The 23,749-nt window shown below is 67.1% G+C and carries 15 protein-coding genes; 10 read left to right on the forward strand and 5 right to left on the reverse strand.

All coding sequences use genetic code 11. From position 1 onward, the window contains the following. The first annotated feature begins 6 nt into the window (after positions 1-6). Positions 7-2,640, forward strand: a complete 2,634-nt coding sequence (locus LK533_RS04370) for a M14 family metallopeptidase (RefSeq protein WP_229361533.1) — start codon at positions 7-9, stop codon at positions 2,638-2,640. Positions 2,641-2,673: 33 nt separating this feature from the next. On the opposite strand, the gene LK533_RS04375 is transcribed toward LK533_RS04370, so the two are convergent. Beyond that, a complete protein-coding gene (locus LK533_RS04375) occupies positions 2,674-3,381 on the reverse strand; it encodes a UTRA domain-containing protein (protein WP_229361534.1) in 708 nt (235 codons plus the stop codon). Positions 3,382-3,383: 2 nt separating this feature from the next. Then, positions 3,384-4,763: a formimidoylglutamate deiminase gene (locus tag LK533_RS04380; protein WP_229361535.1), complete on the reverse strand. Its 1,380-nt coding sequence runs from the start codon at positions 4,761-4,763 to the stop codon at positions 3,384-3,386. Between the two features lie 84 nt (positions 4,764-4,847). Between LK533_RS04380 and hutI the strand changes: the two genes are divergently transcribed. The 7 genes from hutI (at position 4,848) to LK533_RS04415 (ending at position 16,042) form a co-directional block, all read left to right on the forward strand. Then, positions 4,848-6,044 (forward strand): imidazolonepropionase, encoded by a 1,197-nt coding sequence (gene hutI, locus LK533_RS04385; protein ID WP_229361752.1) that lies wholly within the window; start codon positions 4,848-4,850, stop codon positions 6,042-6,044. Next, the gene (hutH, locus tag LK533_RS04390; protein ID WP_229361536.1) at positions 6,041-7,570 is read left to right on the forward strand and encodes a histidine ammonia-lyase; all 1,530 of its coding nucleotides are present in this window, start codon (positions 6,041-6,043) and stop codon (positions 7,568-7,570) included. The genes hutI and hutH overlap by 4 nt, the downstream gene beginning before the upstream one ends. Next, positions 7,567-8,379, forward strand: coding sequence for an N-formylglutamate deformylase (gene hutG, locus LK533_RS04395; protein ID WP_229361537.1), 813 nt, complete (start codon positions 7,567-7,569; stop codon positions 8,377-8,379). Before hutH ends, hutG begins: the two co-directional genes overlap by 4 nt. A gap of 4 nt (positions 8,380-8,383) precedes the next feature. Next, positions 8,384-10,051, forward strand: a complete 1,668-nt coding sequence (hutU, locus tag LK533_RS04400; RefSeq protein WP_229361538.1) for a urocanate hydratase — start codon at positions 8,384-8,386, stop codon at positions 10,049-10,051. Further along, positions 10,048-10,584 (forward strand): HutD family protein, encoded by a 537-nt coding sequence (locus LK533_RS04405; RefSeq protein ID WP_229361539.1) that lies wholly within the window; start codon positions 10,048-10,050, stop codon positions 10,582-10,584. The genes hutU and LK533_RS04405 overlap by 4 nt, the downstream gene beginning before the upstream one ends. A gap of 542 nt (positions 10,585-11,126) precedes the next feature. Further along, entirely contained in the window at positions 11,127-12,791 is a 1,665-nt protein-coding gene (locus tag LK533_RS04410; protein WP_229361540.1) for an amidohydrolase, read from the forward strand. A gap of 626 nt (positions 12,792-13,417) precedes the next feature. Then, positions 13,418-16,042 (forward strand): TonB-dependent receptor domain-containing protein, encoded by a 2,625-nt coding sequence (locus LK533_RS04415; RefSeq protein ID WP_229361541.1) that lies wholly within the window; start codon positions 13,418-13,420, stop codon positions 16,040-16,042. An 80-nt stretch (positions 16,043-16,122) separates the two neighbouring features. On the opposite strand, the gene LK533_RS04420 is transcribed toward LK533_RS04415, so the two are convergent. Beyond that, the gene (locus LK533_RS04420) at positions 16,123-16,719 is read right to left on the reverse strand and encodes an FMN-binding negative transcriptional regulator (RefSeq protein WP_324255254.1); all 597 of its coding nucleotides are present in this window, start codon (positions 16,717-16,719) and stop codon (positions 16,123-16,125) included. Between the two features lie 193 nt (positions 16,720-16,912). On the opposite strand from LK533_RS04420, the gene LK533_RS04425 reads away from it, so the two are divergent. Next, a complete protein-coding gene (locus LK533_RS04425) occupies positions 16,913-18,391 on the forward strand; it encodes a PLP-dependent aminotransferase family protein (RefSeq protein ID WP_229361543.1) in 1,479 nt (492 codons plus the stop codon). A gap of 1 nt (position 18,392) precedes the next feature. Here the strand turns inward: LK533_RS04425 and LK533_RS04430 are convergent, their stop codons facing one another. Together LK533_RS04430 and LK533_RS17915 are read right to left on the reverse strand one after the other, a co-directional pair. Then, complete coding sequence (locus tag LK533_RS04430; RefSeq protein ID WP_229361544.1) at positions 18,393-21,647, reverse strand: amidohydrolase family protein; 3,255 nt, start codon at positions 21,645-21,647, stop codon at positions 18,393-18,395. A 157-nt stretch (positions 21,648-21,804) separates the two neighbouring features. Further along, a complete protein-coding gene (locus tag LK533_RS17915) occupies positions 21,805-21,963 on the reverse strand; it encodes an Lrp/AsnC ligand binding domain-containing protein (RefSeq protein WP_229361545.1) in 159 nt (52 codons plus the stop codon). Positions 21,964-22,147: 184 nt separating this feature from the next. Between LK533_RS17915 and LK533_RS04440 the strand changes: the two genes are divergently transcribed. Next, on the forward strand, positions 22,148-23,704 hold the full coding sequence (locus LK533_RS04440) for an amidase (RefSeq protein WP_229361546.1): 1,557 nt from the start codon (positions 22,148-22,150) through the stop codon (positions 23,702-23,704). Positions 23,705-23,749: the final 45 nt, after the last annotated feature.

Below are 23,749 nucleotides of genomic sequence, written 5' to 3' on the forward strand. Positions count from 1 at the left end.
AGCGACATGATCAAGAACACCCCGGTGGTGCGCACTGTGCGCACCCTGCTGGCCGCGTCTGCCCTGGGACTCTGCGTGCCCGCGATGGCGCAGGACGTGCCGGATCCGAAGGCAGTGCTCGGCCATGACGTCGGCGAGGACTACTACCTTGCCAACTACGAGGACTCTATCCGCTACTTCCAGGCGCTTGCCCGCGCGTCCGACCGCATCAAGCTGTTCGAGACCGGCAAGACCACCCACGGTAAGACGATGGTCTACGCGGTCATATCGAGCCCGGAAAACGTCGCCAACTTCGACAAGTACAAGGCGATCTCCAAGCGGCTGGGCGATCCGCGCGGCTTGAGCGACGAACAGGCGCGCCAACTGGCCAAGGACAGCCCGATCATTGTCCACATCGACGGCGGCATGCACGCCAGCGAGGTGTCGGATCACCAGCTGCCGCTGGCGCTCGCGCACAAGCTGCTGTCCGCGAAGAACGATGCCGAAGTAGACGGCATCCTCAAGAACGTCATTCTTGTCCTGTGGCCGACGCTCAATCCCGACGGGCAGGACATCGTCGTCGACTGGTATCGCAAGCAGCGCGGCACCCAGTGGGAGACCAGTCGCACGCCCTGGCTCTACCAGGAATATGTCGGCCACGATAACAACCGTGACGGCTACATGCTGAACATGAAGGAAAGCCAGGTCGTCAACGCGACCGAGCAGGAATATGCGCCGGTGATCTGGTACAGCCAGCATCAGGTGGCGCCGTTCCCGGCCCGTATCTGGGTGCCGCCGTTCGCGGACCCAGTGTCGTCCAACATCAGCCCGTACATGCGGATCTGGACCAACGCCATCGGCACCAACATCATGACGCGGATGGAGACGGAGGGAAAACCGGGCGCGATCGCCCAGGCCCGCTTCGACAACTGGTACGCAGGGTTCCTCGACTATATCCACGTCTTCCGCAACACGATCTCCTTCTTCACCGAGACGGCGCACGACAGCGCGACGCCGAAGACCTACTCGCTCGACGACTTCCCCAAGCAGACCCGCGATCTGAAGGCGCAGATCATGTACCCGCATCCCTGGCGGGGCGGCGAGTGGCACCTGAAGAACTCCGTCGACTATATGCTGACAGCGTCCATGTCGGTGCTGGAGACGGCGCAGAAATATCGCGATACGCTGCTCTACAACCGCTACCAGGCAGGCCGCGACATGGTTGCCGCCGCGGCCGTGGATGGTCCCGCCGCCTATGTCATTCCGGCCGGTCAGGCGGACATGCCCGAGGCCGCCTCGCTTGCCCAACTGATGATCCGCCACGGCCTCGACGTGCTGCAGATCGGCGCGCCGACTGCGCTCAACGGCCAGACCTATGCCGCGGGAAGCTGGGTGGTGCCGATGGACCAGCCATTCGCTGGACTAGCGCGCGAACTGCTCGACAAGCAGAAATATCCGGATGCCGTGCTGAACGGCGACGGCCAACCGGCCGAACTGCCCTATGACGTGACCGGTTGGACGCTGCCGATGCAGATGGGCGTGCGCGTCGACCGGGTCGAGAAGCCGATCGAGGCCGCCGCCCGCGCGGCCATGCAAAAGGTCGCTGCCGCCACTCCGCCCGCCGGCGGGGTGAGCGGATCGGGCAGCACCTATCTGATCGATCGACGCGTGAACAACGGCTACCGCGTTTTGAATGCGGCACTTGCGGCTGGCGGCGAGGCGCGCTGGACGACCGCATCCTTCCAGCCTGGGGCAGCTCCGCAGGAGGCGATCGCCATCACCGGCCTTCCGCGTTCGGTGATGGACAAGATCGCCTCGCAGCATACGGTCGCCGTCACCGCGTCGGCCGAGGCGCCCGCGGGCGCAGCGGTGCGCAAGGGGCGCGTCGCGCTCTATCGGCCCTGGGGCTCCAACATCGATGAGGGCTGGACCCGCTGGCTGCTGGAGCAATATGCCTTTCAACCCAAGAGCCTGTACAATGCGGACGTGAAGGCCGGGCTGTCGGGCAAGTACGACACGATCGTGATCCCCGACATCGGTGCGCCGCAGTCGACGCGGCCCGGCGACACCGCGCCGCCGGCGAACTTCACGTCGAAGTACAAGGGGCCGCTCGCCTCATTGATGGACGGGTTCAGCCCGAACCAGATGCCCGCACCCTATAGCGGCGGCATTGGGGAGGATGGCGCGGAGAAGCTGAAGGACTTCGTCCGCAACGGCGGCACGCTGGTCGCGCTCAACAATGCGTCTGACGCAATCATCGACCTGTTCCAGCTGCCCGTCACCAACATCCTGAAGGACGTGAAAAGCGACACCTTCTTCTGCTCCGGCGCTCTGCTCCAGGTCAGCCTGAACCCGGCGGCAAGCGTCAATGCGGGCATGCCGGCCGACCCAATCGTGATGTTCGAGCGGGGACCCGCCTTTGCGCCCAAGCCCGGCTTCCAGGGTCAGGTGCTGGCGTCCTATACGCCGACCGGCGATCCGCTGCGCAGCGGCGTGCTGCTGCACCCCGAGGCAATCCAGGGCAAGGCGGCCGCGGTCGAGGTCCAGTATGGCAAGGGCAAGGTCTACCTCTACGGCTTCCGCCCGCAGTGGCGCGGCCAGTCGCACGGCGGCTACAAGCTGCTGTTCAACACGCTCTACGCAGGCGGCGCAACCAACTGACCGGGGAGGGCGCCGTGCCGGACGGCGCCCCTCCTACCTGCCCGAAGCGCCGGGGCCGAAGCGTGCCACCATGTCATAGGCGTCCGCCAGGAACAGCTGGCGCACATAGGTGATCCGTTCGCTGCCCCGCCAGGTGCGGCGCTCGACGCACAGGCACGGCGCGCCCGCGGATACGCCCAGCCAACGTGCTTCGTCGTCGAGGGCGGCGACCGCGGAAATCCGTGTCTCCGCCTCGGTCCATGGCACATGCTGCAGCAGCCAGGTACCGGGCGGCACGCTTCCCAGATCGGCTTCCACGATCTCGGGCACGGCGGCGGCGCTCACCAGGCGGAACTCGATCGCAAGCGGCGCGCCATCGGCCAAGTGCAGCCCGTCGACCTGCATCAGCGCGCCGCGGCCGGCCAGCAGCTCCTCGTCTGCATCCTCGCCTGCCGGACGCAGGACCTGCGTGAGCGCACGATAGGCATAGTCCTGCCCGCGGTCGCGTACTTGCGCCGCCAGATCAGGGACGTCGAGCACCATGCTGTGGACCTTGGGCCGTGCGACAAAGGTGCCTGCGCGCTTGCGCCGGTCGATCAACCCCGCCGCCGCCAGCGTCGACAGCGCCTTGTTCACGGTCATGCGCGAGCAGTCGTATTGCAGCATCAACTCCTGCTCGATCGGCAGGCGGTCGCCGGGCGCGAGATCGCCGCCCAGGATCCGCCCTTCGAAATCCGATCGAATCCGTTCGTGCAGCGGCATCCTCACCTGATCAGCCTCTCCAGCGCGGAACGGTAGTTCTGGACAATGCGCGCGCGCGCGCGATGCCGACCGTTGCTCACCAACTTGTCCCCATAGCGCCAGACGCAGTCAATGGCGGACCGGCCGGCCGCAAAGACGAAGCTGTCGGTGATCGCATCGCCCTCCCGGTGCAGCAGTGCCGGATGGTCGAGATCGAGGCTGACGATGTCGACCGCGGCGCCGACCACGATGCCGCCCTGGGCCCCCAGCGCCGCCGCGCCGCCGGCAAGAGCCGCCGCGTGGAGATCGGCTCCGGTCGAGCGGTCCGCGCCGCGCGCCAATACGTTACGGGCGCGCCGGGTCAGCCGCTGGCCGTATTCGAGCAGGCGCAGCTCCTCGCTGCAGTCGATCCGCACGTTGGAATCGCTACCCACGCCATAGCGCCCGCCCGCATCGAGGAACGCCTCCACTGGAAAAAGGCCGTCGCCCAGATTGGCCTCGGTGATCGGGCAGAGGCCGGCGACGGCGCCGCTGTGCGCCAACCTGCGGGTCTCCGCCTCGGTCATATGGATGGCGTGGATCAGGCACCAGCGGTCGTCGACGTCGGCATGGTCGAGCAGCCACTCAACCGGGCGCTGCCCGCTCCAGGCGACGCAGTCCTCCACCTCCTTCACCTGCTCGGCGATGTGGATGTGCACCGGGCATCCCTTCGACATCGTCGCAAGCGCCTGCAACTGTTCCGGCGACACCGCCCGCAGGCTGTGCGGCGCCACGCCGACCACCGCGTCGGGCAGCGTGCCGGCGTGGCGCTTCGCGCCCTCGATCAGGCGCGCATAGCCCTCGATATCAAACAGGAAGCGCGCTTGCGCGGGCTGGGCGGGCTTCGCGCCGAAGCCGGCATAGCTGTAGAGCACCGGCAGGAGGGTAAGCCCGATCCCGCTCTGTGCGGCGGCCGCGACGATGGCGCCGCTCATCTCCGCCACATCGGCGAACACCGCTCCGGCGCGATCGTGGTGGAGATAGTGGAACTCGCCAACGCGGGTGAAGCCACCCTCCAGCATCTCGAGATAAGCCAGCGCAGCGATCGCCTGCACGTCGTCGGGCGTCATCCGGTCGACGAAGCGGTACATGATCTCGCGCCACGTCCAGAAGCTGTCGCTCGAAGGGCCGCGCCGCTCGGCAAGCCCCGCCATGCCGCGTTGGAACGCATGGCTGTGCAGGTTCGGCATGCCGGGCAAGCCGCAACGGTGCCGCTCGTCGTCCGCCACCGCATCCGCGCCGGTCTCGACGGCCGAGATCCGGCCGGCGGCGAGCCGCAGGCGCACATCGCGCGCCCAACCCGTCGGGAGGAGCAGATGCTGGAAAAACAACGACTTGGCATTGTGACTGGATGTGCTCGGCATGAATCCTGCTCCCTGCTCTTTTTTGTCTATACATTAGGGAATGATGGTGCAATCTTTCGAATGCAACGGGTGGGGACCATGCGCATGCAGTGCGATACGGTTTGGAAAGGGGCGCGGCTGGCTACGATGGTCGGCGAGGCGCTCGGCGTGGTCGAGGACGGTCTGGTTGCCGCGCGGGACGGTCTCATCCTCTACGCGGGGGCACGCTCGGATGCGCCCGACCTCGAGGCGAAGCGGGTCGTAGATTGCGAAGGCCGCTGGATCACACCCGGGTTGATCGACTGCCACACGCATCTGGTCCACGGCGGCGATCGTGCGCAGGAATTTGAGCTGCGACTGGAGGGCGCCTCCTATGAAGCAATCGCGCGGGCAGGCGGCGGCATCGTCTCCACCATGCGCGCCACCCGCGCCGCGAGCGAGGACGCGCTCGTCGCCTCGGCGCTGCCGCGCCTAGACGCGCTGATTGCCGAAGGTGTCACGACGGTGGAGATCAAGTCGGGCTATGGGCTCGACGGCGAGACCGAGATCCGCATGCTGCGCGCGGCGCGGGGGCTGGCGGCGGAGCGGCCGGTGGAGGTTGCGACCACCTTCCTGGGGGCCCACGCGCTTCCGCCCGAGTATGTAGGGGATGCGGACGGCTATATCGGCATGCTCTGCGACACGATGCTGCCGGAGGTTGCGCGACTGGGCCTCGCCGACGCGGTTGACGCCTTTTGCGAGGGGATCGGCTTCACGCCTGAGCAGACCGAGCGGCTGTTCGCGGCCGCCGCGCGCCACGGCCTGCCGGTAAAGCTCCATGCCGAGCAGCTGTCGAACCTGCACGGGGCGGCACTCGCCGCAAGCTTTGGGGCGCTTTCCGCCGATCACCTCGAGTATCTCGACGAGGACGGCATCGCCGCCATGGCGCGTGCCGGCACCGTTGCGACGCTGCTGCCCGGAGCCTATTATTTCGTACGCGAGACCCGGTTGCCGCCGATCGAGGGGCTGCGTCGCGCTGGCGTGCCGATCGCGCTTGCGACCGACTGCAATCCGGGCACCTCGCCGCTCACCTCGCTGCTGCTGGTGATGAACATGGGCGCGACGCTGTTCCGCCTCACCGTCGCCGAATGCCTGGCTGGCGTTACCCGCAATGCGGCCCGCGCGCTGGGTCTTGCCGACCGCGGCACGCTGGAGGCGGGCAAGCGCTGCGACCTTGCCATCTGGGACGTCGAGCGTCCGGCCGAACTTGTCTATCGCATGGGGTTCAATCCGCTCCATGCGCGTATCTGGAGTGGTCAATGAACGAGATCGTGCTTCTTCCCGGCGCCGTTTCGCTGAAAGATTGGCGGAACATCTATCGCGGTGCCTCGCTGCGGCTTGATCCCGCCTGCGGCCCGCGCATCGTCGAAGGCGCCGCCGCGGTGTCGCGCATCCTTGCCAAGGGCGCGCCGGTCTATGGCATCAACACCGGCTTCGGAAAGCTCGCCAGCGTCCGCATCGGCGACGACGACCTCGCCACGCTCCAACGCAACATCGTGCTGAGCCACGCCGCCGGAACCGGCGCGCCCTCGCCGGTTCCCGTCATCCGCCTGATGATGGCGCTCAAGCTCGCCAGCCTCGCACAGGGTGCGTCGGGGGTGCGGCCGGAAACCGTGGCGCTGCTGGAAGCGATGCTGGCCATGGAGCTGACGCCGGTGGTGCCGTGCCAGGGATCGGTGGGCGCCAGCGGCGACCTCGCGCCGCTGGCGCACATGGCCGCGACCATGATCGGCGTAGGCGAGATCTTCGTGCGCGGCGAGCGTCTGCCGGCGGCCGACGCGCTGGCGCAGGCCGGACTTGCCCCGCTTGAGCTTGGCCCCAAGGAGGGTCTCGCGCTGCTCAACGGCACGCAATTCTCAACCGCGAACGCGCTGGCGGGGCTGTTCGAGGCGGAATTGCTGTTCCGTTCCGCCCTGGTTACCGGCGCGCTCTCGACCGAGGCGGCCAAGGGATCCGACACTCCGTTCGACCCACGCATACATCAGCTGCGCCGGCAGAAGGGGCAGATTGAGGTTGCCGAGGCGCTGCGCACGCTGATGGCCGGCAGCGCGGTCCGCGCCAGCCATCTGGAAAACGACACGCGCGTGCAGGATCCCTACTGCCTGCGCTGCCAGCCCCAAGTGATGGGCGCCGCCTTGGACGTGTTGCGGCAGGCCGCGACCACGCTGGAGGTCGAGGCGAACGGCGTGTCCGACAATCCGCTCATCTTCCCGGAGACCGACGAGGCGCTGTCCGGCGGCAACTTCCATGCCGAGCCGGTCGCGTTCGCCGCCGACATGATCGCGATGGCAATCTGCGAGATCGGCTCCATCTCCGAACGCCGCGTTGCCATGCTGGTGGATCCTGCGCTGTCGGGCCTGCCTGCCTTTCTCACGCCAAAGCCGGGCCTCAACTCCGGCTTCATGATCCCGCAGGTGACCGCGGCCGCGCTGGTCAGCGAGAACAAGCAGCGCGCCTATCCGGCAAGCGTCGATTCCATCCCGACCTCTGCCAATCAGGAGGACCATGTCTCCATGGCGGCGCATGGTGCGCGCCGCCTGCTCGACATGGCGGAGAATGCGATCGCGGTGATCGGGATCGAATGGCTGGCCGCGGCACAGGGCGTCGACTTCCATGCGCCGCTCGCCTCGGGCGCCGCGCTGGAGGCGGCGCGTGCGTGCCTGCGCGCGCGGGTCCCGGCACTGGCCGACGACCGCCATTTCTATCCTGACATGGAGGCGGCCAACACGCTGATCCGCTCAGGCGCGCTCGCATCGACGGCAGGCGGTCTGCTCCCGGGCGTGGCATGAGCGACTGGCTGCACGTCGTTCGCGGTGACGCACCGCTGATCGTCGCCATGCCCCATGTCGGCACGGGCCTCGCCGATGTGGAACCGGGTTTCCGCTCGCCCTGGCTGGCGCGGCGCGACGCGGACTGGTGGGTGGACGCGCTCTACGCCTTTGCCCGCGATCTCGGCGTCACGCTCATCTGGTCAAGCATCTCGCGCAGCGTGATCGATCTTAACCGCGATCCTTCCGGCGCATCGCTCTATCCGGGCCAGGCGACCACCGAGCTTTGCCCGACGACCACCTTCGATGGCGAGCCGCTCTACGCGGGGGCAATCCCCGACGAAGCGGAGATCGCCCGCCGCCGCGCGCGCTGGTTCGCCCCCTATCATGCCGCGCTGGCCGGGGAGATCGAGCGGCTGCATGCCCGGCACAGCCGGGTGGTGCTCTATGACGCACATTCGATCCGCAGCCATGTTCCGCGCCTGTTCGAAGGCGAGTTGCCGCAGTTCAACATCGGTACCAACGGCGGCGTCACCTGCGACCCGGCGCTTGCGTCCGCGGTGGAGGCGATCTGCGCGGCGAGCGACGAGAGCCATGTGCTCGATGGCCGCTTCCGCGGCGGCTGGACAACGCGCCATTACGGCCGGCCGGACAGGGGCATCCACGCCATCCAGATGGAACTCGCCATCCGCGGTTACATGGACGAGCCGGAGACCCCGACCGAGGCGAACTGGCCGCCCGCCTTCGATCCCGCTCGCGCGAACCGCATCGCGCCCGTCCTCACCGAAATCATGAAGGCGTGCATCGCTTTCGCCACTCAGAAAGCCTGATCCCATGACCCGCATCGACAACACCCGCGTGATCAAGCCGGCGACCGGCACGGAGCTGAGCGCCAAGAGCTGGCTCACCGAAGCGCCGCTGCGCATGCTGATGAACAACCTGCATCCCGACGTGGCCGAGCGCCCGGAGGAACTGGTGGTCTATGGCGGGATCGGGCGCGCGGCGCGCGACTGGAAAAGCTATGACCGGATCGTCGAGACGCTGAAGCGGCTGGAGGCCGACCAGACGCTGCTGATCCAGTCGGGCAAGCCGGTTGGCGTGTTCCGCACCCATGCCGATGCACCGCGCGTCCTGATCGCCAACAGCAACCTGGTGCCGCACTGGGCGAACTGGGAGCATTTCAACGAGCTCGATCGGCGCGGTCTGGCGATGTACGGGCAGATGACCGCGGGCTCGTGGATCTATATCGGCACCCAGGGCATCGTTCAGGGCACGTACGAGACCTTCGTCGAAATGGGGCGCCAGCATTATGGCGGCGACCTCGGCGGCAAGTGGCTGCTGACCGCCGGCCTCGGCGGCATGGGTGGCGCGCAGCCGCTCGCCGCGGTGATGGCCGGCGCCTCCTGCCTGGCGATCGAGTGCCAGCCGAGCCGCATCGAAATGCGCCTGCGCACCGGCTATCTCGACGTCGCGGCCTCGACCATCGAGGAAGCGATGGCGATCCTCGAGAAGAGCTGCGCCGAGCGGAAGGCGGTTTCGGTCGGGCTGCTCGGCAACGCCGCCGAGCTGCTGCCCGAGCTCTATCGCCGCGGCATCCGCCCCGACCTGCTCACCGACCAGACCAGCGCGCATGATCCGGTCAACGGCTATCTTCCGATCGGCTGGACCGTCGCCGAATGGATCGAGCGGCGCGAGCGCGAGCCCGAGGCCGTGGCAAAGGCGGCCAAGGCGTCGATGGCCCAGCACGTCCGCGCCATGCTCGACTTCCAGGCGGCCGGCGTGCCCACGACCGACTATGGCAACAACATCCGCCAGGTGGCCAAGGACGAGGGTGTGGAGAACGCCTTCGACTTTCCCGGCTTCGTTCCCGCCTATATCCGACCACTGTTCTGCCGGGGTGTCGGACCGTTCCGCTGGGTCGCGCTGTCGGGCGATCCGGAGGACATCTACAAGACCGACGCCAAGGTGAAGGAGCTGCTGCCCGACGACGCGCATCTCCACACCTGGCTCGACATGGCGCGCGAGAAGATACAATTTCAGGGCCTGCCCGCACGTATCTGCTGGGTGGGGCTGGGCGATCGCCATCGCTTGGGCATGGCGTTCAACGAGATGGTCGCCAAGGGCGAGCTGAAGGCGCCGATCGTGATCGGCCGCGACCATCTCGACAGCGGCTCGGTCGCCTCGCCCAACCGCGAGACCGAGGCGATGCAGGACGGATCAGACGCGGTGAGCGATTGGCCGCTGCTGAACGCGCTGCTCAACACCGCGTCGGGCGCTACCTGGGTGTCGCTGCACCATGGCGGAGGGGTCGGCATGGGCTTTTCGCAACACAGCGGTGTCGTGATCGTGGCGGATGGCACGCCTGAGGCCGCCGCGCGGCTGGAGCGCGTGCTGTGGAACGACCCGGCCACCGGCGTCATGCGTCACGCCGACGCAGGCTATGACGTCGCGCAAGCCTGCGCGCGGGAGAAGGGACTCGACCTGCCCGGCATCCTCGGATGAGCATCGGGCGGATCCTCCAGGCGGCGGACTGCCGGGAGACTGCCTGGAAGAACGGCGTTGGAACGACGCGCGAGATCGCCGTATTTCCGCCCGCTGCAGTTGCTGGAGACTTCCTCTGGCGTCTCAGTCTCGCGAAGGTCGAAGTGGAAGGGGCCTTTTCGACCTTCGCTGGTGTCGACCGCGTTCTTGCCATCGTGCAAGGCTCGTTGCGACTGGTGGGCCCCACCGGAGGACTGGTGCTGCACGAAGGGCGAGGTGTTCACGCCTTCGACGGCGGCGTGCCGTTGCGGGGTGAACCGAGTGAGGGCGGCGCGCTGGTCCTGAACGCGATGACAAGGTCTGGCTCCTATCGAGCCAGCATCAAATGGCTGGGAGCCGGCGATACTGTTCAGGCGCGCGGCGCCACCTTCCTGTTCGTACTTGAAGACCAGCGGCTCGGAGAAGTCGATTTGCGGCGGCTAGACTGTTTAATGCTGGACTGCGCAATCAAAGTGTCCGGCGTCGCGCTGCTGGTCACCTTTGCTCGGAGGTGACGTGATTGCAGGCCGCAAGAAGGCGACGGAGAAGGCCTGGGGCGGCGTGGTTGACCTACAAGGCGTCTAGCTACGGCGGCGGCTCTTCGGGACCAGCCGGTCGGCGCGGTATGGAACCTAGGAAGCGCGCAGGAAGCGTCTAAAGCCTTTGGCGTTCAGACTACAGCGGATTCTGCCGCGCTTGCGGCGATCGCCCGACGTCGGAACCGTCGTGCTGGAACGCCTCATCCGCGAGCTGGCGGCATCGGATGTGAAAACCTCAAGGTTGCCCCGGAACCGCTCGAGGCAACTGCGGTGACACGCCAGTGCGGGAACCCTGTCACCCCGCTCGACGGCCCCGGCCGTAGATGGACACGGCGTGCATTCAAAGGTGGGCTCCCAGGTCAAGCTCAGCGCTGTTCCGGAGTCTAAGACCGAGCGTAGCGTGCCGCCGGGGCGACGAAAACTGGTCCCCATCCTCGATCCGATCTTGGACGTTGGCGGGGCCGAACGCGTGCGCGATGCTAGTGCGAACTCCATCGCCAGGCACAAGGGGAAGGGCCATGTTTGATCGTCGGCAGTTTCTGGGCGCAGGTGCTGCGCTGACCATCGCGGGCCGTTCGATCGCCGCTGAGGCACCGCTCGATTGCGCATTGGTGGGGGGCAGCATCTGGACGGGACGGCCCGGCGGCCGGACGGACGCGGTGGGTATCGTCGGAGATCGCATCGCCGCTGTCGGCGCAAGGGCAGTGCGCGCGCGCACCGGCCGCTCGACCCGCATCATCGGCCTTGGCGGCGCATTCGCCATGCCCGCCTTCATCGACAATCACACCCATTTTCTGATGGGTGCCAGTGCGCTTGGGCGCCCGGACCTGCTCGAGGTGAAGACCCGAGCGGACTTTGTCGCGCGCATCGATGCGGCGGCGCGCGCGCACCCTGATCGCTGGCTGCTAGGCGGGCCGTGGGACGAACAGCGCTTCGGCGGCGCGCTGCCGACGCGCGAGTGGATCGATCCGGTCACGCCGAACACGCCGGTCGCGATCCCGCGTACCGACCTCCACTCCTACCTATGCAATTCGGTGGCGCTGAAGCTGGCCGGCATCACCCGCAACACGCCTGATCCCAAAGGCGGGGTGATCGTGCGCGACGCAGCGGGCGAGCCGACCGGCGTGCTCAAGGACAATGCCAAGGAACTGGTCGAGCGAGTGATCCCGCCGCTCAGCCCGTCACAGGCGGAAGAAGCGCTGCGGGCCGGCATCGCGCACGGCCTGGCGCGCGGGATTGCGCAGGTCCACATTCCCGATCCGTTCGGCTGGACCAACTTCGACGCGCTCCGCCGCCTGCGCGCCAAGGGCGAGACGGATATGCGCTTCTACAATTTCGTGCCGCTGCAGGATTGGGAGAGGATGGCGGCGCTGGTGAAGAGCGAGGGGCGTGGCGACGACTGGGTGCGATGGGGCGGGCTGAAGGCGCTGGTGGATGGTTCGCTCGGCGCACGCACCGCGCTTTTCCGCGAGCCGTATAGCGATGATCCGGCGACACGCGGTGTTCGTGTGATGCCGCTGACCGAGTTGCGCGACGCGGTGATCGGCGCCGATCGGGCGCGCTTGCAGGTGACCGTCCACGCCATCGGTGACGAAGCGAACGACGACATCCTGGACGTCTATGCCGAAGCCGTGCGGGTGAACGGTGCGCGCGACCGGCGCTTCCGCGTGGAGCATGCCCAACACATCCGCCCGGCGACCATTCCGCGCTTCGCCCGCCAGAAGGTGATCGCGTCGGTGCAGCCCTACCATGCGATCGACGACGGGCGTTGGGCGGTGAAGCGGATCGGCGAACGGCGGCTGGATGGCACCTATGCTTTTGCCTCGCTGATCAACAGCGGCGCCACCACGACTTTCGGCTCGGACTGGCCGGTTGCGCCGATCGATCCGCTGATCGGCATCTATGCGGCGGTGACGCGCGAGACGATTGACGGCGCCAACCCACGCGGCTGGCTGCCTGATCAGAAGGTCACGGTGGAACAGGCGCTGATGGCCTATACCGTCACCAATGCTTTCGCGGGCTTCCAGGACGATCGCCTCGGCCGGATTGCGCCGGGCTTCCTTGCCGATCTGGTCGTGCTCGATCGCGATCCGACCACCACGGATCCTGAAGCGCTGCCCAAGACTCAGGTGCTGCGCACGTTCGTCGGCGGGAAGGAACGCTACACGGGAGCAGCGGCCTAAGTGTTCCAGGAGGAACGCGCCTGACCGTGCTGCTGGTCGGCGCGGGCGCATGGGCGGCGCGCTGGCGCGTGCGTGGAGCACCGGGTGCTCGTCCATGATCCGCAGTAGTGGCCCGGCCTGATTCTTCCGCTTCGCCGAGGCGCTCGCGGCGGCGGGCGAAGCGGCCGGACCGGGCGCCGGGGGACGCCATGGCGCTCGCGCGCGCGACCTTGGAAGGGGCGGAGGCGCTTGCCGCCGCCGAAGGCGCCAGCCCGCTCGCCCTTCTTCGCGCCGCGCGCGACCGGCCGCTCGAGCTCGGCCGGTAGAACTGTTCCCGCCCACATGGCCGCAGAAACGGGCGCGCCCTGGCTGACCACACTGGAGCGCTGCCCGGTTCTGGTCCGGTGCGGCGCCCGGGATCAAGTCGGTCGCGGGGCGCTCTTGGTCCCCTCAACTTCCAGAAAAGTGGATGTTCCGCTGGGTCGGCCTTCCGTTTCATCTGCCGGATGAGGCCATTGGGCCGGGTTGGGTCGCTCCGCAGGACGAGGCGATCTTCATTGGGGGGATTAAGGGTGGAACAGCTTCTCCGCACACGTCGTCGGTCGGTTCTGGCGAGCACCGCGCTCATTGCGCTGAGCGTATCGGCCATGCCGGCGCTTGCCCAATCCACCGCGCAATCGGAGACGACCGAGGCGCCCACGGCTGCCACGTCATCCGGCCAGGGCGACATCGTCGTCACCGGCTCGCGTATCGATCGTCCCGGCTATGAGTCACCTACCCCGCTGCTGCACATGACGCAGGAAGACCTGCAGGTCGTCAGCCGCACCAACATCGGCGCGGCGCTAGCCGATCTGCCGCAGTTCAAGGCGAACCAGTCGCCGCAGACCTCGGGCACCAACGCCCAGGCCGGCCGCTTCCCGATCAACATTCGCGGCCTGGGCGAAACACGCTCGCTGGTCCTCGTCGACGGGCGCCGCTTGGTCAGCGACAACGACCTCAACACCGTGCCCTCGATCATGGTCGACAGCGTCGACATCGTCACTGGGGGCGCCTCCGCCGCCTGGGGCTCGGACGCGGTCGCCGGCGTGGTCAACATGATCATCGACAGCGACTATGAGGGCGTCCGTCTCGGAGCAGAGGGCGGGATTTCTTCGCGCGGCGACGCGGGACAGATCCGCTTCGAAGGGAAATATGGCACCAGCTTCGCCGGCGGCCGCGGCCATCTCGTCGTCGGCGGCGAATATGTCGACAACAAAGGCATTTTGAAGAAGACCAACCGCGAGAACACCGGGCGCTTCGCCACCGTCAACAACACGCTGACGGGCGACGTGGGGCTCGCCACGCGCCTGATCGGCGGCTACATCACCTCGGGCGCGCTCCGGGGCTTTGGCTTCAACCCGGACGGCACGCTGCGCACGCCGGAGATCGGCACCGTTGTCGGCAGCAACATGGTTGGCGGCGAAGGCCCGTCCGACGACGAGCGCAGCCCGCTGATCACGCCGCAACAGCGCTATGCCGTGATGGCCAAGGCCTCCTATGACCTGACCGACACGCTCAAGCTCAGCGCCGACCTGCGGTATTCGCGCTATTACAACAGCTACACCTGGTTCGGTGACCACACGGGCAGCGTCACGATCCGGTCCGACAATGCCTTCCTCAACGAAGACATTCAGCAGGCACTCGCTGCCGCCGGGCAAACCAGCTTCACCATGGCCCGCTACAACGCGGACCTCGCCTATTCGAGCATCAACCTCGACCGGCGCAGCGTTCAGGGCACGCTGGCGCTCGACGGCAGCTTCGGCGAGGGCCGCTGGCGCTACGGCGGCTATTACAGCCACGGCGAGTATCGCAACAAGATGGAGACGCCCGGCTTCCTGATCACCCAGAACTTCGCCAATGCGGTGGACTCGGTGATCGATCCAGCGACCGGCGAGGCCGTGTGCCGCTCTGGCGCGGCTGGCTGCGTGCCGATCAACCTGTTCGGCGAAGGCGCGCCGTCGCAGGCGGCGATCGACTATGTCACCGGCACGCCGCGCTACAATGGCGTTAACAAGATAGACACCTATGGCGTGTCGCTGCGCGGCGAGCCGTTCGACCTGCCAGCGGGTGCAGTGTCGATCGCCGTGGGCGCCGAAGGGCGCAACCTCTCTACCTCCTCGGAAGTCGGCGAGCTGGATGCCGCCAAGGCTTTCAGCACCTTCTACTTCAACGCCTACCGCGGCGAGTATGACGTGCAGGAAGCGTTCGGCGAGATCGTCGTCCCCGTGATCAAAGACGTGCCGCTGCTGCGCAAGCTGGAGCTGAACGGCGCCGTGCGCGCGTCCGACTATAGCACCAGCGGCACGATCTGGTCGTGGAAGCTGGGCGCTACCAACGAATTCTTGCCCGGCGTGATCGGCCGTGTGACGCGCTCGCGCGACATCCGTGCGCCGAATCTGAGCGAGCTCTATTCGAACCAGACGGTGAGCTATGTCGGCGTGGTCGATCCGCAGTTCACTGCGGAAGGCAGCCGCAACGTGCTGGTCTATGGCGGCGGCAACACCGCGTTGAGGCCGGAGAAGGCGGATACCTGGACCGCAGGCTTCACCGCTGCCCCGCTGCGCGGGCTGACTGCCTCGATCGACTATTTCAACATCGCCATCAAGGACGTCATCACCAGCATCGGCGCGCAGGTGCTGGTCGATCGTTGCGCAGGCGGCAACACCAGCCTGTGCGACTACATCACCCGTGACAGCAGCGGCCGGCTCGAAAGCGTGGCCTCATCCTCGGTCAACCTGTCGGAGTTCAAGACCGACGGCGTCGATGCCGAGCTGGCTTACCGGATGCCGGTGAACAACAGCACGGACGGGCACCTCACCTTCCGCCTTGTCGGCACCTGGGTGAACCACTTCACCACCGATGACGGCGTTTCCAAGGTCGAGTACGTCAAGTCGCAGGGCTATGCATTCGTCAACGGCGTTCCGCGGATCCGCGCCAACGCTACGATCGGCTATGCGAGCGACAGCTTCAGCGGCCTGGTCCGTGCGCGCTACATCTCCTCCGGCTATTGGAACCGCACCAGCACGGCGCTGACCAACAACCGCATCCCGGCCTACACCTACGTCGACCTGCAGCTGAGCCAGAAGGTGCCCTTCGGCGACGGCAAGCACTTCGAGCTCTACGGCAACGTGTCGAACCTGTTCGACAAGGACCCGCCGCTCTACTCGACCTTCTCGCCCTATTACGACGTGATTGGCCGCTACATGACGGTGGGAGCGCGTCTGGAATTCTGACGGCCCGGTTTCCAGAACAGAAGAAGGCGGCGAGTGCGAACTCGCCGCCTTCTTGGTGAATATTCGCGGCGCCGGCGACGTCAGCTGTTGAAGCGGCGCATCCACTCCACCAGCGCGGCATCGGGGTGCGAGGCGAGGATATGCGCGAGAACCTCGGGGCGCTCGTCCTGCCCCAGCTTGAATATGCCCGCGCATGAGCGGATCTCGGCGCGGAAGCCGATGATCGCTCCTGCCATGCCAACGTACCGACTGCCGAGTTCCTCCTTGCGCCAAGGGGACGGCCGGCCACGCTCCATCTCGTCGATCAGCACGTCCAGCGCCGGCCCCGTCAACGCGTCGTCGAACTGCAGATCGGCCGCGATCCGCAGTAGCACGTAATTCCAGGTGGGGCCCCAATCGCGCAGGCCCGCATGTTCGGGCGAGACATAGCCCTGAGGACCGTTGAACAGGATCGTCGCCCGGCAATTGCCTCGGAGCGCCTCATGCAGCGGATTGCGCCGCGCCATGTGCCCGATCAAAGCTATCAGCCGCCCTTGTTCATCATACTCGCCGACGAGCGGGAGCAAGGATGCCTCGATCGCACCGTCGGCGGCGCACGATTGAACCCACGCGAGCGGATAGCACTCGACGACGAGGCGGACATCCTGTGGACCATAGGCCACGAATGAACTGTTCACTGCATTGCTCCCCGTTCACGGCGCCGCTTGCCGTGGCTGCCCGCTCGATGGGTCAGACGCTGGTCCATCTCAAGGTCCAGTCCCATCAATCGTCCGGGTCCAGTCTGTGCGCCTTTGCGTTTGCTTCTACGCCGGTGAGCGCCTAGCGCGGCGCAGGCACACACTAGAACAGCGAGGCTCCTACCAGCGGCGCATGCTTCGGCCCCTTCACCTCATGCTTGGCGACCGGATCGATCCCGCGCTGCCAACGCCGATCTACCTTCAGGTCGTCTCTGCCATCATCCGCGACATCGAGCGTGGCCGCCTGACGCCCGGCACCTTCCTGCCCGGCAGTCGGCAGCTCGCCGCCGAGCTCAACCTCAATCGCAAGACGTTCGTGCTCGCTTATGAAGAGCTGATCGCGCAAGGCTGGCTGGAATCTTCGGGTACGCGCGGCACCATGGTGGCAACCAGCTTTCCCGATCCCGTCGGAAGCGCGCGCGCAAAAGCTCCCGCCAACAAGCCACCGGAAAAGTCGCAGCCTCAATATCGCATCCTGCCAGTGCCCGAGCGCCCGCTCGCACTGCCCGGCGGCAGCGGCATCAAGCTGGACGAAGGCGCACCTGACGGCCGGCTCTTCCCCAAAGATGTGCTGGTGCAGGCCTATCGCACAGCCCTGCTGCGCTCGCCTCCGGACGGTCACCTGCAATACCGCGATCCGCTCGGCACCACGCGGCTGCGGTCCGCTATCGCCGAGATGCTGCGCCACCAGCGCGGACTTACGGTGGGGCCCGAAGAAGTCTGCATCACCCGCGGAAGCCAGAACGGCGTTTTCTTGACGGCACAGGCCTTGATCCGCCCCGGCGACGCCGTGATCGTCGAGGAACTAACCTACGAGCCGGCGCTAGCCGCCTTCCGAATGATGGGCGCCAAGCTCATTGCCGTACCCTTCGACGGGCCGGCAATCGACATCGGCGCAGTGGAGCGGGCGTGCCGCAGCCACAAGGTTCGGGCGATCTTTCTCACGCCGCACCACCAGTTCCCGACCACCGCCGAGCTGCGCCCGGGTAGGCGGCTAGCGCTGCTCAATCTCGCCAAGCAGTTCGGCTTCGCGATCATCGAGGATGATTACGACCACGAGTTCCACTTCGCGTCGCAACCGCTCCTGCCGATGGCGGCTTATGCGCCCGATCACGTGATCTATCTCGGCTCGCTGTCGAAGCTGATCGCGCCGGCGCTTCGCGTCGGCTATGTGGTCGCACCCGAACCGATGATCCGCGCGCTGCGGCACTATGTCTCGCTGACCGACGGAATGGGCAACACGGTAACTGAGGATGCCGTGGCCGAGCTCATTACGGGCGGCGCGCTGCGGCGGCACGCCCGCAAGGTACGTAGGGTCTACGGGGAGCGCCGGGAAACCTTTGCCGAAAAGCTACGCGAGGCCTTTGGCGAGCGCATTGCCTTCGATAAGCCAAACGGGGGCCTTGCCTTCTGGCTGCGCTTCCCCGGGGTCGACCTCTTGGCGCTGGAAAACGAAGCCAAGCTGGCGGGCCTGCGCTTCGCCTCGTCCGCATCCTACATGGCCCGCCCGGAGGCCGAGCGCGGCCTGCGCATCGGCTTCGCCAGCCTCAACGCCGCCGAGACCGACAGCGCGATCAAGGCGTTGAAAGCGGCGCTCGACCGGGCAGGCTAGCTCAATATTCGAACGAGGCGGCGTTCCCCTGGGCTTCGTCGAACGCACTGGCCGTCGCCATCGCGGCCGCAACTTCGCGCTTCGACATCTCCTCGAACCATTGTGGCTCGCGCTGCTTGCGCCGTGGCCATTGCTCGTCCAGCGTTGCGGCGTCGTACAGCCGCCCGTTCTGCATCACGAGCTTGAGCGAGCGAGTGTTGCGGATGTCGGCAAGCGGATCCCTGTCGAGCACCAGCAGGTCGGCGAGCTTCCCCGGTTCGATCGAGCCGAGATCCAGCGCGCGCCCGATCACCTCGGCCGAACCGATCGTTGCCGCCTGCAGGATCTGCATCGCGCTGGCTCCGCCCGACGCCATCGCTTCCAGCTCCCAGTGATAGGATAGTCCTTGCACAATGCCATGCGCCCCGACCCCGAGCAGTCCGCCGGCAGCGCCGATATCGCTCGCCTGTTTCGCGAAGAGCGTGAAGCCTTGTCCGTCGCCGCGGTTCCATTGCGCCGAGTCGCGCTTCGCCGCGAACGCAAATTCGGGAACAAAGCGGCTGAGTTTCCGGTCGAAATCCTGCTGATGGCCCGCCGTCATTGCCCCCAGCGGCCCTGGCGCGCCGTAGAGCACCAGCATGGTCGGCACGGTGGCAATGCGCGACCGCACGAGCAGCTGGGTGAGATCGTCATGGATCGGCGCGATCGGCAGGCTGTGCTCGTTGCCGGCGTAGCCATCGAGCAGCTGGGTCAGGTCCAGGCGATAGTCGCTGGCGCCCTCCGTTGTCGGCATCAGGCCAAGCGCCTGCGCCCCTTCGATAAGGTGGCGCCGCTCGGTCCGGCCGCCGACCATATATTGCTTGATGTTGGGCGTCCGATAATAGTCCGAATAGCGGCGCAGCGTGGCGATCGCGTCTTCGCGGCTGTTCATCGGGCTGGTGCGGAACACGCCCTCGCCGGTCGAGAAGGCGCGCTGGCCGATCATCATCCCGGCATCGATCATGTCGGCATAGATGAACACGTCGGGATCGAAGGTCTGCACGTCCAGCCCGGCGGTCACCCCATAAGCGAGGTTGGACGAAAAATCCCAATGCCCGATGTCGAGGATGCGGCGGCGCGTCTCGAACCAATGGGCGTGCGCATCGATGAAGCCGGGCACGATGAACTTGCCGGCTACGTCGCGCACCTCGGTGCCGGCGGGTATCCCTACGCTGCCGCGCGGGCCGATCGCGGCGATACGGTTGTCGACGATCAGCAGGTCCGCGTTGTCGATGACTTCGCTGCCCTTCATCGTAGCAACACGCGCGCCGCGCAGCAGCAGCCGGCCCTTGGGTACGTCGCGTGGCAGGACCACGTCCATCAGCGCGCTCTTTGCCCGCTTCTCGATGGCAGCGGGCGTGCCTTGCTGCGCGGCGCCCAGCGGCAGCCGGCGCACGGTCGAGCCGACCGACCAGACGAGCGACCGCATGTCGGGTGCCCAGTCCATATAGTCGGCGCCGATCGCGGTGATCCGCCGCGCACCCGACGCCGGGTCGCTGACGGTGACGGTCGGCGCCTTGCCGCCCTTCGCCTCGGGAACCGGGACGAGGTACAGTTGCGAGGCGTAGCGCACCAACGCCGTCTTGCCGTTCGCGTTTAGTTGCGCGTTCTTGAGCGGGGCGGGCGCGTCGAAATACTGGCTGTCTGGCCGCGCGACGAGCTTCACCACGTGCCTTGCCGCGTCCTTGCCCTGGCGGCTGCCGTCGACGGCGTGCGACGAAATCCACCCGTCGGCGTAGTAACGCACCCGCGCCGGATCGGCATCGCGGCGCAGGTCCATTGCCGCGCCGACCTCGCCCAGCGCGGTCATCCGCCCGTCCTTCACCGACAGACGCACCAGCGTCGACGGCGTCGGCCCAAGGCTCTCAGCGGTGCGGTAGAGCCGATCATGCTGGCTGGCGGAAAAAGCGACCACGTCGTGGCCACCGGCGAGGAACAGCGGTTCCGAATAGTAGGCCGGCTGAGTCGTGATCCTGCGCGGCGCGGTCTTGCCGTCGACCGCCGCGACCCAGACGTGGCCGCCTTCCTTGGCGGTCCAGGTGACGTAGGTGACGAAGCGGCCGTCGTCGGACCAGCTCGGCTGCCATGCCGTGCCCGGCACGTCGAGCCGGCGGGGCTTGGCACCCTTGCGACTGTCGGCCAGATAGATGCGCCCGACCGCACCGAAGACCAATTGTTTGCCATCGGGCGAGAGGCGAGGGGTCTGGATGACCCGGACATGGACCGGCCCCGTGTCGATCCGGTGCTGGCGCCGCAGGTCGGGGCCCATCCCGTGCCGGACATGCGCCTCGAAGGGGATGTCGCTGAGCGCCCCGGTGGCCGGGTCGAGCCGCTTCAGCCCGCCGCTCAGCCCCAGGTAGATGCTCCGGTCATCGGCGGAGAAGACCATGCGCGGGAGCAGATCGACATAATAGCCGCCGGACTGCCCATCCGGGTCGAGTGGGCCATGCAGCAGGCGATCGCTGCCGGTCGAGAGATCGTGCAGGCGAAGCACCGTTCGCTCGCCTTCGCGCGTGACATAGGCAAGCTGACGGCCGTCGTGCGACAGGGTAGGGCGCATGCCGCCACCGGGCGTCGTCACGACCGGCTGTCGCTGGCGCGTGGCGAGGTCGAGGCGCTCGATCGTCCAGTGCGGCAGCGGGCCGCTGGTCCAGGTCGTTCCCGCCTTCGTCGCGTAATAGAGGCTCTTGCCGTCCGGTGAGGCGACCACGCCCATGGCGTTGCGCCGCTGGGGGTGCGGATCATCGCCCTTTGGCTGCGCTTTCACCAGCACCTCGCTGGCACCGCTAGCCGCGTCGTACGACCATAGCTCGAATGCCAGCACGCCCCAGATCATGCGCGAGACGTAGAGCGTCCTCCCGTCGGGAGACCAGGCCGGCGAGGAATAATGGGGGGCACCGCTAGAATCCTGCGAGAGGCGGCGCGCGTTGCTGCCGTCGGCATCGGCGATCCACAAATTCTCACGCCCATCGCGATCGCTGACAAAGGCGATGTGGCGACCGTCGGGCGAAAAGACCGGCTGCGTATCGAACGCTGCACCGGTCATCACCGGCCGGGCCTTTCCGCCCTGCGGCGGCAGGGCATAGATATCGCCGAGCAGGTCGAAGAGGATGGTCTTGCCGTCAGGGGCGATATCGAGCGCCGGCCAGGTGACTTCGCTGGTGTCGTATTCGATCACTCGCCCGGTGAGCGGAGGCAGCGTTTGGGCGAACACAGGCGCCGCCGAAAGCGCCGTCATGCATGCTACCAGCGCCGAACCTGCAAGCCATTTGCTCACATCATCACCCTTTGTGCCCTCACCGTCGGGGACTTAGTCGCTTGGCTGCCGGGTACGTGAAACATCCAGTTTGCGGCAAGCCGGTGGGACCACCCAAAGAACGCGGCCAGGCAGGCGATCAGACGGTGCTCAGCAGCAGGCTGGTCTCGCTGTTCAGCACGGCTTCGATCATGCGCACCTGCCGCAGCGCGTGATCGAACTCGGACAAGCTGGCCGCCCGTATATCCGCCACGAGATCCCAATCGCCGTTGGTCGTGTGCAGCGTGCGTATCTCCACGATCCCTCTTCCAGCACCTCGACCTTCTTGCGGATCCGGACGATCCGCGCGACCTGTTTGGCATGCTTCAGCGTGCTGCCTGACCGAAGCGCGGGCTTGGTCCCGCGCCTCACGACGACACTGGACCTTTACGGTCCAGCGGGCGGGGCCAAGAACGCACACATCCAGCACCGGGGAAAAGAAAATGGGCGACACGATCTTCGAGCGCATGACGATGGACCGCAGGACGGTTCTGGCGGCAGCCCCCGCCGTGCTGGCCGCGGGCGCCGCGCATGCTGCCGACCGCTCCGGAACGAGCGAGATCGTGACGATGAACGCGACCGACCTTTCCGCCGCGATCCGGCGCCGCGACCTTTCCAGCCGCGATGTGATGCGCGCCCATCTTGCGCAGATCGACCGGCTCAATCCGCGGTTCAACGCGATCGTGTCCCGAGTTGATGGCGATCAGTTGCTGCGCCGGGCGGCGGCGATGGACGAGGACGCCGCTGCCGGGCGCTTCCACGGCCCCCTGCACGGTTTCCCCCACGCCGTGAAGGATACCGCGCCGGTCAAGGGCATCCGCAGCACGCAAGGATCGCCGATCCTGCGCGACAACATCCCCACCGCGGACAGCCTTGTCGTTGCCCGCATGCGCCAGGCCGGCGCCGTGTTCGTCGGCAAGTCCAACGTGCCCGAGTTCGCGCTGGGGTCGCACAGCTTCAATCCGCTCTTCGGCACGACCCACAATGCCTATGCGCACGGCCGCGCCGCCGGCGGCAGTACCGGCGGCGGCGCAGTCGCGCTGGCGCTGCGGATGGTGCCGCTGGCCGACGGCAGCGATTTCGGCGGCTCGCTGCGCAACCCGCCGGGGTGGAACAACGTCTTCGGCCTGCGCCCATCGTTCGCCCGGGTACCCTCGGTCCCCAACAGCGATCTGTTCTGGCAGAATTTCGCCACCTCCGGGCCGCTCGGCCGCACCGTGGCGGATCTTGCCATGCTGCTGTCGGTCCAGGCCGGCGGCGACGCGCGTTCGCCCTTCTCGCTGGGCGACGATCCCGCCATGTTCGCGCGGCCGCTCGACCGCGACTGGAAGGGCGGGCGGATCGGGTGGCTCGGCGACCTGAACGGCGTGCTGCCGATGGAAGCCGGCGTCCTTGATACCTGCACCAAGGCGCTCAAGGCGTTCGAAGCGATCGGCATGCGAGTAGAGGCCGCAACGCTTACCGAGCCGGCAGCAGATATGTGGCGCACCGCGAAGATCCTGCGGCACTGGTCGGTCGGCGCCGATCTCCAGGCCTTCTACGACGATCCGGCCAAGCGCGCGATGATGAAGCCCGAGGCGATCTGGGAAGTCGAGGGCGGCATGAAGCTGACAGGGCCGCAGCTGGCGGAAGCCTCGGCGGGGCGAACCCGCATCTACCAGGCATTCGAGGCCGCGTTCGCGCAGTTCGATTTCCTCGTCCTGCCCAGCGCACAGGTCTTCCCGTTCGACGTCAAGCAGCGCTGGCCGACCGAGATCGCGGGCAAGCCGATGGACAGCTACCATCGCTGGATGGAAGTGACCCTGCCTGCCACCATGGCCGGGCTGCCAACCTTGGCGGTTCCCGCAGGCTTCGGCGGCGCGCACCGGCTCCCCATCGGGCTCCAGATCATCGGCAAGCGCCACGCCGATCTCGCGGTTCTGCAGGTCGGTCACGCCTATGAGCAGGCCTCGCCCTGGATCCGCGCGAGCTTGCCGCCGGCAATGAACGGCGCCGGCTGATCCCGCGGCCGGCGCGAAAGGATTTCAGGTGGCCTTCAGCCTATT

The organism is Sphingomonas sp. PL-96 (genome assembly GCF_020707215.1).
Classification (GTDB): Bacteria; Pseudomonadota; Alphaproteobacteria; order Sphingomonadales; family Sphingomonadaceae; genus Sphingomonas.

Bases quoted from the DNA above. Each gene is read 5' to 3' on its own strand.
- LK533_RS04370 (WP_229361533.1), top strand. From the start codon at position 7: ATGATCAAGAACACCCCGGTGGTGCGCACTGTGCGCACCCTGCTGGCC.
- LK533_RS04440 (WP_229361546.1), top strand. From the start codon at position 22,148: ATGGGCGACACGATCTTCGAGCGCATGACGATGGACCGCAGGACGGTT.
- LK533_RS04430 (WP_229361544.1), bottom strand. From the start codon at position 21,647: ATGACGGCGCTTTCGGCGGCGCCTGTGTTCGCCCAAACGCTGCCTCCG.
- LK533_RS04425 (WP_229361543.1), top strand. From the start codon at position 16,913: ATGCTTCGGCCCCTTCACCTCATGCTTGGCGACCGGATCGATCCCGCG.
- hutG (WP_229361537.1), top strand. From the start codon at position 7,567: ATGAGCGACTGGCTGCACGTCGTTCGCGGTGACGCACCGCTGATCGTC.
- LK533_RS04375 (WP_229361534.1), bottom strand. From the start codon at position 3,381: ATGCCGCTGCACGAACGGATTCGATCGGATTTCGAAGGGCGGATCCTG.
- hutU (WP_229361538.1), top strand. From the start codon at position 8,384: ATGACCCGCATCGACAACACCCGCGTGATCAAGCCGGCGACCGGCACG.
- LK533_RS04380 (WP_229361535.1), bottom strand. From the start codon at position 4,763: ATGCCGAGCACATCCAGTCACAATGCCAAGTCGTTGTTTTTCCAGCAT.
- hutI (WP_229361752.1), top strand. From the start codon at position 4,848: ATGCAGTGCGATACGGTTTGGAAAGGGGCGCGGCTGGCTACGATGGTC.
- hutH (WP_229361536.1), top strand. From the start codon at position 6,041: ATGAACGAGATCGTGCTTCTTCCCGGCGCCGTTTCGCTGAAAGATTGG.
- LK533_RS04415 (WP_229361541.1), top strand. From the start codon at position 13,418: ATGCCGGCGCTTGCCCAATCCACCGCGCAATCGGAGACGACCGAGGCG.
- LK533_RS04410 (WP_229361540.1), top strand. From the start codon at position 11,127: ATGTTTGATCGTCGGCAGTTTCTGGGCGCAGGTGCTGCGCTGACCATC.
- LK533_RS04405 (WP_229361539.1), top strand. From the start codon at position 10,048: ATGAGCATCGGGCGGATCCTCCAGGCGGCGGACTGCCGGGAGACTGCC.